Raw genomic sequence first — 9028 nt, 5'->3', positions numbered from 1 at the left:
GGAGCGTCCGCACCGCCATATAGGCGAACCCTTCCGCCTCCAGCGCATCGCCGTTCCACCCAAGCGCGTCCGTCGCCTCAACGCCGAGCCCGGTCACCGCGGCGATCATGGCCAGCATCGTCGGATTGTGACGTCCACCGCCCGCGACCAGCAGCCGCTTGGGTCGCGCGGGCAGATGCCGTACCGCATCCGCAACCGTCTGCGCGGTGAATGCGGTCAGCGTTGCCGCACCATCCGCCGCCGACAGTCCGCGTGCCGGCTGTATGGTAAAGTCATTGCGATCGAGCGACTTGGGCGGCGGTGCATCGAAGAACGGGTGATCGAGCATCGCCGTCAGTACCGTCTCGTCGACGCGCCCCGCCGCCGCCAGCGCGCCCCCCTTGTCGTAGCGCGCGCCCGTCTCCGCCTCGACCCAGCTGTCGATCAGGCCGTTCGCCGGCCCCGTATCGAACGCGACCAGCGAGTCGTTGCCATTTGTCGCACCGGGAATGAAGGTGATGTTGCCGACCCCGCCCAGGTTCAGCACCGCGACCGGCCCGTCGAGCGTGGACGCCAGCGCCGCATGGTAGACCGGCAGCAGCGGCGCGCCCTGCCCCCCCGCCGCCACATCGGCCGACCGGAAATCGGATACCGTCGTGATCCCCGTCGCGCGTGCCATCGCAGCGCCGTCGCCGATCTGCCAAGTCCAGCCGCGATCGGGCCGATGCGCGATCGTCTGTCCGTGGAACCCGATCACATCGATCTCCGCCGCGGCGACACCGGCATCCGCCAGCAGCTTGTGTACCGCGAAGACATGCGTACGCGTGATGAGATCGCCCGCGGCGACGATCGGCGGACTGGCGCGCGGCCGATCGAACGTCAGCGCCATACGTGTCGCGTCGGACAGCTCCGCGCGCGCCGCATCCGAATAAGGCTCCCCACGGAACGCGATGGGGCGGACCATCGCCTCGCCATCGGTCTCGATCAGCGCGGCGTCGATCCCGTCGAGCGACGTCCCCGACATCAATCCAATCGCCAGCATTTTGGGTCCCTTTCCCTGTCCTCAGACCCGGCCATGACGGATCGCATCTCGACCGCCTAGAAAAAACCGAACTTTGCGCCTATGTGCGCGGCTCCCATGGCAACCATACTCCCCACTCCGCCCAAGATCGGCATGGTCTCGCTCGGCTGTCCGAAGAACCTCGTCGACAGCGAGCGGATTCTCACGCAGCTGCGCGGCGACGGCTATCAGATGTCGCCCGACTATGCCGGTGCCGACGTTGTCCTCGTCAATACCTGCGGCTTTCTCGATTCGGCGAAGGAAGAAAGCCTCGAGGCGATCGGTGAAGCCATTGCCGAGAACGGCCGCGTCATTGTCACCGGCTGCATGGGCAAGGAAGCGGACGCGATCCGCGCGCGCTTCCCGCAGGTGCTCGCGATCACCGGTGCGCATGAATATGAGCAGGTCGTCGGCGCGGTCCACGAAGCCGCCCCGATGCCGCCGTCCGCGTTCCTCAACCTGATCCCGGATGCCGGGCTCAAGCTGACGCCGCGCCACTACAGCTATCTGAAGATCTCGGAAGGCTGCAACCATCGCTGCTCCTTCTGCATCATCCCGAGCCTGCGCGGCGATCTCGTCAGCCGCCGCCCCGACGCGATCTTGCGCGAAGCCGAAAAGCTCGTCGCCGCGGGCACGAAGGAACTGCTGGTCATCAGCCAGGATACGTCGGCCTATGGCGTCGACCTGCGCCACTCGGTCTGGCCGCTGAAGGGTGGCGGCGAGGTTCGTGCGCACATGACCGATCTCGCGCGCGAACTCGGCAAGATCGCACCGTGGGTACGGCTGCATTACGTCTACCCCTATCCGCACGTCGACCACGTCATACCGTTGATGGCGGAGGGCCTGGTGCTGCCCTATCTCGACATCCCGTTCCAGCATGCCGCGCCATCGGTGCTGCGCCGGATGAAGCGCCCCGGCAATGATGCCAAGGTGCTCCAGCGCATTCACAAATGGCGTGAGATCGCGCCCGACATCACGATCCGCTCGACCTTCGTCGTCGGCTTCCCCGGCGAGACCGAGGAGGATTTCCAGTATCTGCTCGACTGGCTCGACGAGGCGCAGCTCGACCGCGTCGGCGCGTTCCGGTTCGAACCGGTCGAGGGCGCGGCGGCCAACCTGCTGCCGGACCATGTGCCCGAGGCGCTCAAGGAAGAGCGGTACGCCCGGATCATGGAAAAGACTGCGGCGATCTCGGCAGCGAAGTTGCAAGCCAAGATCGGCCGGACGCTCGACGTGATCATCGACGTAGTCGACGACGAGGGGGCGACGGGTCGCTCACAGGCGGATGCGCCCGAGATCGACGGCGAGGTCTTCCTGCGCGACGCAGGTCACCTGACGGTCGGCGACATCGTACCCGTGACGATCGAGGATGCCGACGACCATGATCTGTACGGCGTGCCGGTCTGACGCGCCTGCGTCGGTCTTGACGCAACGGTACTACCCCAAGGTGCACGCGAAAACGCCTGCACCTTGGGGCTCACACGTTCAGACGACGTTGCGACCGGTGAACAGCTTCACGAGCACCACGATCACCGCGATCACCAGCAGGATGTGGATCAACCCGCCCGCGACGTGAAAGGCGAAACCGGCAAGCCAGAGGACGAGCAAGATGACGGCGATGGTCCAGAGCATGGCAGTTCCCAATCTGTTGTGATGACGTGATCGATGCCGCTGAAACGTCCCCGCACTCGAGCGTGTTCCGCCGTTTAACCTGATATGGGTTAAGCTCCTCAGCTGGCTCGACATTAAGTTGCGGCGTTGCACCGCCACCCGCCTTCTGCTTCGATGTCGCCATGCTGTTTCGCCTGTTCACGCTCGCCGCGCTCGCGCTTCCCCTCCCAGCCATCGCCCAGTCGCTCACGCCTGCGGAAACCTCGCAGATCGATACGCTCGTTGCCGGTTCGCTCCGCGATACGGGCGTCCCGTCCGCATCGATCGCGATCGTGCGCGGCGGGCGGATCATATTCGCCAAGGCCTATGGCAAGCCGTCGGAAACGATCGCCGTGGCGGATCCGGCGTTGCCCTACCAGATCGCGTCGATTTCGAAGCAATTCACCGCCGCCGCGATCCTGCTGCTCGAGGATGAGGGCCGGCTGAGCCTCGACGATACGGTGGCAAAATATGTCCCCGGCGTGACCGGCGGCGACCGCATCACGATCCGCCAGTTGCTCAGCCACACCTCGGGCCTGCAGGACTATTGGCCGCAGGATTACAGCTTTGCGGCAATGGCGACCCCCGTCACGCCGCAGCAGATCGTCGATCGCTGGGGGAAGAAGCCGCTCGATTTCGAGCCGGGCACGCAGTGGCAATATTCCAACACCGGCTATGTCGTCGCGGGCCTGATCGTCGAGAAGATCGCGAAACAACCGCTGCTCGACTTCCTGCAGCAGCGCATCTTCAAGCCGCTCGACATTCGCGCACTCGATCAGGACAAGGCGATCGGCAAGGGCTTTCCACAAGGCTATGGCCGTTTCGCGCTCGGGCCCGTCCGTCCCGAGACGCCGAGTGCGCCGGGCTGGCTCTATGCCGCGGGCGAGCTGTCGATGAGTGCGCGGGACCTCGCCAAATGGGACGTAGCGCGGCTTACCCGCACCACGCTGCCCGCGGACGACTGGGCGGCGCAGGAGACCCCTATCAGGCTCGTCGACGGATCGACCAATGGCTATGGCCTCGGCGTCTCGACTGGCACCACCAACGGGCGTCGCTACGTCGAGCATAGCGGCGAGGCGGTCGGTTTCCTGTCCGAGAACATCGTGTATCCCGACGATCAGGCGGCGATCGTCGTGCTTACCAACAGCTGGTTCAGCGATGCGGTCGGCCGCATCTCGAGCGGGATCGCGAAGATCGTCCTGCCACCCCCCGCCGCGAGCGCAGAAGATGCCGCCGCCCTGCCCAGGGCACGCGCAGTCTACGATCAGCTCCGCACCGGCACGCTCGACCGCAGCCGCCTGACCGAGGACGCCAATTTCTATTTCAAGCCGGTCGCGCTCGCGGACTATAAGTCGAGCCTCGGCGCGCTCGGCGAACCGACCGGTTTTGCGCAGACCGGCCGCGCCCGCTTGCGCGGCGGCTTCGTCAACCGCACCTATCGCATCACCTATCCCGACCGTACGCTCTCGCTCAGCACCTATGCCGAACCCGGTGCGAGCGGCCGGTACGAACAATTCCTCGTGGCTCCCTCTCAGTAACTGGCACGCAATGACCGATTTCTCTTCCCTGCTTCAGCCCGACCGCGGCCAGCCCGCCACGCCGATCCACGTCGTCCGTCCGGAGGAGTTTGCGAGCTGGCTCGGTGCTCAGCCGCCGCGCATCCGCACCGCGGTCGCGGCGCATGGCCTGACCGGCAAGCCCGGCGACCGCGCCGTGCTGCCCGGCGACGCCCCTGACACATGGTCGATGCTGCTCGTCTGTGACGAGGCGATGTCGTCGCCGTGGCGGATCGCCTCGCTCGGTGCCACACTCCCCGCGGGCACCTACCGCCTCGCGCAGGGCAACGTGGGGGGTGCCGGACTCGGCTGGATGCTCGCACAGCATCAGTTCGATCGCTATCGCAAGCCCGCCGCGAAGCCTGCGCGCGTGTTGCTGACGAGCGAAGTCGCGTCGATCGAGCCGACGATCCGTCTTGCCGAGGCGACCGCAATGGTCCGCGACCTCGTCAACACCGGCGCATCGGATCTCGGTCCCGCCGAGCTCGAGACGGCGGTCGAAGCGCTCGCCGCACGGCATGGCGCGACCGTGACGACGACGCGCGGCGACGCGCTCGCCAGCGGCTATCCGATGATCCACGCGGTCGGCCAGGCAGCATCGGAGGCACGCGCGCCCCGGCTGATCGAGCTCGAATGGGGCGACCCCACGCACCCGCGCGTTGCGCTGGTCGGCAAGGGCGTCTGCTTCGACTCGGGCGGCCTGGACATCAAGCCGTCGGCGGGCATGCGGCTGATGAAGAAGGACATGGGCGGCGCCGCGCACACGCTCGCCCTGGCCGGGCTGGTGATGGGGGCGAAGCTCCCCGTCCGGCTCCACCTGCTCATCCCCGCGGTCGAGAATGCGATTGCCGGAAATGCCTTCCGCCCGGGCGACGTACTCGACACGCGACAGGGCATGACGGTCGAGAATACCAATACCGATGCCGAGGGGCGGCTCGTTCTCGGCGACGCACTGACCCGCGCGGTCGAGCACCGCCCTGCGCTGGTCCTCGACTTCGCGACGCTGACGGGCGCGGCGCGTGTCGCGCTCGGCCCCGATCTTCCGCCGCTGTTCACCGACGACGAGACGCTCGCGGCCGAGCTGATCGCCGCCAGCCATGACCAAGCCGACCCGCTCTGGCGGATGCCGTTGTGGAACGGGTATGACGACATGCTCAAGTCGGACATCGCCGATCTGGTCAACGCGCCCGATGGCGGTTTTGCCGGCGCGATCACCGCGGCGCTGTTCCTGCGCCGCTTCGTGCCGCCCGGCATCGCCTGGGCGCATCTCGACGTGTTCGCCTGGCGCCCGATTGCGAAGCCCGGCCGCCCCAAAGGGGGCGAGGCCTATGCCTTGCGCGCCGCCTTCGCGATGCTGAGCACGCGGTACGGCGCCCCCTGACCAAAGGCCTGACGCGGCACGCCCGACGATAGGGCGTGCCGCGCTCTCGGCGGGTCAGCCGACGCTGTCGATGCTCGCCGCGGCCTCGATGATCGGGACGAACTTGTCCGCAGTCAGGCTGGCGCCACCGACCAGCGCGCCGTCGACATTCGCGGTCGTTAGGATCGCCGCGGCATTGCTGCCCGTCACCGACCCGCCATAGAGGATCCGCACGCCCGCTGCCGCATCGCCGATCAGCATACGCAGCTTCGCCCGCGCGATCGCATGAATCGCGGCGATCTCGTCGAGCGTCGGGGTGCGTCCGGTGCCGATCGCCCAGCGCGGCTCATAGGCCAGCGTGAACCAGCTCCCGTCCGCATTGTCGGGCACCGACTTCTCGATCTGCGCCTGCACGACACGTTCGGCCCGGTCGGCATCGCGTTCGGCCTCGGTTTCGCCGCAGCACAGGATGACGCGCAGCCCCTGCCGCCGCGCCGCCGCCGCCTTCGCCCAGGCGTCGTGGCTGGTTTCGTGCTGGTCAGCACGGCGTTCCGAATGACCGACGATCGTGAAGCGCGCACCCGCTTCCTTCACCATCCCCGCCGAAACGCAACCCGTATGCGCGCCCGAATCGGCCTCGTGCACATCCTCGGCACCGATCGCGAGCGCCGGCGCGCGATCAGCCGCCGCGGCGATCAGCGTGAAGGGCACGGCAATTTCCACATCGACGTCCGGCGCCGCCGCCGCCGCCGCCGCGATCGCGTCGAGTTCGGCCAGCGCCGCGCGCGACCCGTTCATCTTCCAGTTTCCCGCTACCAACTTGCGCCGCATCGCACTCTCCCGATCATCATCGGTCCCGGATAGCGCCGACACGGAACGGCACAAGCTTGAAGCGCGCCGATGCGCACCGTAAAGCGGAAGGAACTCAGTCCCTGTCGATCGGCCATTCATGCTCAGTTTCTTCCGCCGCCTCACCCAGTCGAGGTTCGGCGTGATCATCACCTTCGGCCTCCTCGGCGTCATCGCACTCGCCTTCGCGGCGGGTGACATGACCGGGTTGGGCGGCGGAACAAGCGGCATCGCCGCCGACGACGTTGCCACGGTCGGCAAGGCGGACGTGACGGCGAACGAGCTTCGCACGCGTGTCCAGACCGAGATAGAAGGTTTCCGCCAGCAGCAGCCGACGCTCGACATGGCGAGCTATGTCCAGCAGGGCGGCTTCGACGGCACGCTGGATCGCATCACGGCGAGCCTCGCGCTCGAGCAGTTCGGCCGGCAGCAGGGCATGGTCGTCAGCAAGCGCGCGGTCGACGGGCAGATTGCCAGCATCCCCGCGCTGCAGGGCCCGACCGGCAAGTTTGATCCGTCCCTGTATCAGCGCGTGCTGGTCGAACGGAAGCTGACCGACGCGCAGATCCGTGCCGACATCGTCCGCGACACCTATGCGCAGCAGCTGATCCTGCCGACGCGCGGCGCGTCGCAGGTCCCGAGCCAGCTCGCCCTCCCCTTCGCCTCTTTGCTGCTCGAGAAGCGCAGCGGTCTGGTGGGCTTCATCCCGACCGCCGCGGTGCCCGCCGGCCCTGCGCCGACCGACGCCGAACTGAACGCCTTCTATCGTCGCAACGTCGCGCGCTACACGATCCCCGAACGCCGCGTCATCCGCTACGCCGTCGTCGACGCGGCGCAGGTGAAGGCGCAGGCCGTCCCGACCGACGCCGAAATCGCCGCGCAATATCAGCAGGATCGCGCGCGCTATGCCCCGACGGAGAAGCGCACGATCACGCAGGTCGTCGTCGCCGATCAGGCGGGTGCAGCCGCGATTGCTGCCAAGGTGAAGGCCGGAACCGCGATCGCCGATGCCGCCCGCGCCGCCGGGCTCGAGGCATCGACCCAGACGGGTGTGGAGAAGGCCGCCTATGCCGGCACGACCAGCCCGCAGGTCGCGAATGCCGTGTTCGCGGCAGCGAATGCCGCGGTCGTCGGCCCCGTCCGTACGCCGCTCGGCTGGACGATCGCTCGCATTGATTCGATCCAGAACGTCCCCGCCAAGACGCTCGACCAGGCACGGGGCGAGATCGCCACAGCACTCAGCGCGCAAAAGGCGCAGGCAGCGCTCGGCAAGATCCATGACGCGATCGACGACGGCCTGTCGGACAATGCGACGTTCGACGAGATCATCGCGGACTGCAAGCTGACCGCGATCACCACGCCCGGCCTCGTCGCCAACGGCACCAACCCCGACGCGCCCGCCACCCAGCCCGACGCCGCTCTAGCGCCGATCGTCAGTGCCGCGTTCCAGGCCGCCGAGGGCGATGCGCCGCAGATGGTCCAGACCGGGTCGGACGGCAGCTTCGCGGTCGTCGCGCTCGGCCGCGTCGTTCGCGCCGCACCCCGTCCGCTCGCACAGGTCCGTCCTGCCGTGATGCGCGACCTGATGGCCGACCGCGCCGGCCAGGCCGCCCGCAAATATGCCAATGCCGCACTGGCCCGGATCAACAAGGGCATGCCGCTGCAACAGGCGCTGGGGCAGTCGGGCTTCCTAGTCCCACCCGCGCGCCCCGTCACGGCGTCGCGCGCACAGATCATGCAGAACCCCGAAAACACCCCGCCCGTGCTGCGCCTGATGTTCAGCATGGCGCAGGGTACCGCCAAGACGATCGCCGGCCCCGATGGCTGGTTCGTGGTCAAACTCGACAAGATCGATCGCGGCAACGCGACCGGCAACCAGGCGGCGATCCAGGCCGCTCGCGGTTCGATCGCGCGCAGCGTCGGTCGCGAATATGTCGACCAGTTCGTCAAGGCCGTCCGCGCGCAGGTCGGCGTGAAGACCAATCCGAAGGCCGTCGCCCGCGTCCGTGCCGAACTGCTGGCACAGGGTGGTTCCAATAACTGAGCTCGCACGCGCGGCGCTCGCCGCCGGACGCCCCGCCCTTGTCTGGCGGCGGCAGGTCGCCGACACGGAGACGCCGGTCGCCGCCGCCCTCAAGCTCATTGAGCCGGGGCGTGGCGACTTCCTGCTCGAATCGGTCGAGGGCGGCGCAACGCGTGGACGGCACAGTCTGATCGGCCTCGCGCCCGATCTGCTGTTTCGTGCCGCGGGTCATCGTGCCGAGATCAACCGTCACTGGTCGACCGATCGCGAGGCGTTCGAACCCTGTGCGCTGCCCACGCTCGATGCCCTGCGCGCTCTCGTCGCCGAATGCCGCAGCGACGTCCCGGAAGAGCTGCCGCGCGCGCTCGCCAGTCTGGTCGGGTATTTCGGCTATGAGACGGTCGGCCTGGTCGAGGCCTTGCCGCAACCCGACCGCGACCCGCTCGGCCTGCCCGACATGATCTTCGTGCGTCCCTCGGTGGTTCTTGTTTTCGACCGGCTCGCCGACGCGCTGTTTCTGGTCGCCCCCGCCTGGCCGGATCCCGCGATGG

Annotated in this window: 7 protein-coding genes and 1 pseudogene; 5 read left to right on the top strand and 3 right to left on the bottom strand. The window is 67.8% G+C overall.

The features are described from left to right. Positions 1-1021, bottom strand: a 1021-nt coding sequence (locus tag sphsw_RS06430; protein WP_031439881.1) for an anhydro-N-acetylmuramic acid kinase, incomplete at its 3' end; no start/stop codon positions are given. Between the two features lie 96 nt (positions 1022-1117). Here sphsw_RS06430 and rimO point away from each other — a divergent pair. After that, a complete protein-coding gene (rimO, locus tag sphsw_RS06425; protein WP_031439880.1) occupies positions 1118-2446 on the top strand; it encodes a 30S ribosomal protein S12 methylthiotransferase RimO in 1329 nt (442 codons plus the stop codon). Positions 2447-2524: 78 nt separating this feature from the next. Here rimO and sphsw_RS19280 read toward each other — a convergent pair whose 3' ends face one another. Then, complete coding sequence (locus tag sphsw_RS19280) at positions 2525-2671, bottom strand: lmo0937 family membrane protein (protein WP_107045915.1); 147 nt, start codon at positions 2669-2671, stop codon at positions 2525-2527. 161 nt (positions 2672-2832) lie between these two features. Here sphsw_RS19280 and sphsw_RS06420 point away from each other — a divergent pair, with 161 nt between their 5' ends. Both sphsw_RS06420 and sphsw_RS06415 read left to right on the top strand, forming a co-directional pair. Continuing rightward, positions 2833-4227 (top strand): serine hydrolase domain-containing protein, encoded by a 1395-nt coding sequence (locus sphsw_RS06420; protein ID WP_031439879.1) that lies wholly within the window; start codon positions 2833-2835, stop codon positions 4225-4227. A 10-nt stretch (positions 4228-4237) separates the two neighbouring features. Continuing rightward, positions 4238-5626: a leucyl aminopeptidase family protein gene (locus sphsw_RS06415; protein ID WP_031439878.1), complete on the top strand. Its 1389-nt coding sequence runs from the start codon at positions 4238-4240 to the stop codon at positions 5624-5626. Positions 5627-5680: 54 nt separating this feature from the next. On the opposite strand, the gene tpiA is transcribed toward sphsw_RS06415, so the two are convergent. Next, the gene (tpiA, locus tag sphsw_RS06410; protein WP_031439877.1) at positions 5681-6436 is read right to left on the bottom strand and encodes a triose-phosphate isomerase; all 756 of its coding nucleotides are present in this window, start codon (positions 6434-6436) and stop codon (positions 5681-5683) included. A gap of 118 nt (positions 6437-6554) precedes the next feature. Between tpiA and sphsw_RS06405 the strand changes: the two genes are divergently transcribed. Together sphsw_RS06405 and sphsw_RS06400 are read left to right on the top strand one after the other, a co-directional pair. Continuing rightward, on the top strand, positions 6555-8498 hold the full coding sequence (locus tag sphsw_RS06405; protein WP_031439876.1) for a peptidylprolyl isomerase: 1944 nt from the start codon (positions 6555-6557) through the stop codon (positions 8496-8498). Continuing rightward, positions 8482-9028, top strand: a pseudogene (locus sphsw_RS06400) (anthranilate synthase component I); the annotation flags it as partial. The gene sphsw_RS06405 and the pseudogene sphsw_RS06400, both read left to right, overlap by 17 nt.

Source organism: Sphingomonas sp. FUKUSWIS1, from assembly GCF_000733135.1.
GTDB lineage: Bacteria > Pseudomonadota > Alphaproteobacteria > Sphingomonadales > Sphingomonadaceae > Sphingomonas > Sphingomonas aerolata.
The sequence above is the reverse complement of the archived record's forward strand: the minus strand, read 5'-3'. Positions and strand labels throughout refer to the sequence as shown.

What these genes read in the sequence shown, in the direction of transcription:
- sphsw_RS19280 (WP_107045915.1), bottom strand. Translation starts at nt 2,671, where the DNA reads ATGCTCTGGACCATCGCCGTCATCTTGCTCGTCCTCTGGCTTGCCGGT.
- sphsw_RS06420 (WP_031439879.1), top strand. Translation starts at nt 2,833, where the DNA reads ATGCTGTTTCGCCTGTTCACGCTCGCCGCGCTCGCGCTTCCCCTCCCA.
- sphsw_RS06405 (WP_031439876.1), top strand. Translation starts at nt 6,555, where the DNA reads ATGCTCAGTTTCTTCCGCCGCCTCACCCAGTCGAGGTTCGGCGTGATC.
- tpiA (WP_031439877.1), bottom strand. Translation starts at nt 6,436, where the DNA reads ATGCGGCGCAAGTTGGTAGCGGGAAACTGGAAGATGAACGGGTCGCGC.
- rimO (WP_031439880.1), top strand. Translation starts at nt 1,118, where the DNA reads ATGGCAACCATACTCCCCACTCCGCCCAAGATCGGCATGGTCTCGCTC.
- sphsw_RS06415 (WP_031439878.1), top strand. Translation starts at nt 4,238, where the DNA reads ATGACCGATTTCTCTTCCCTGCTTCAGCCCGACCGCGGCCAGCCCGCC.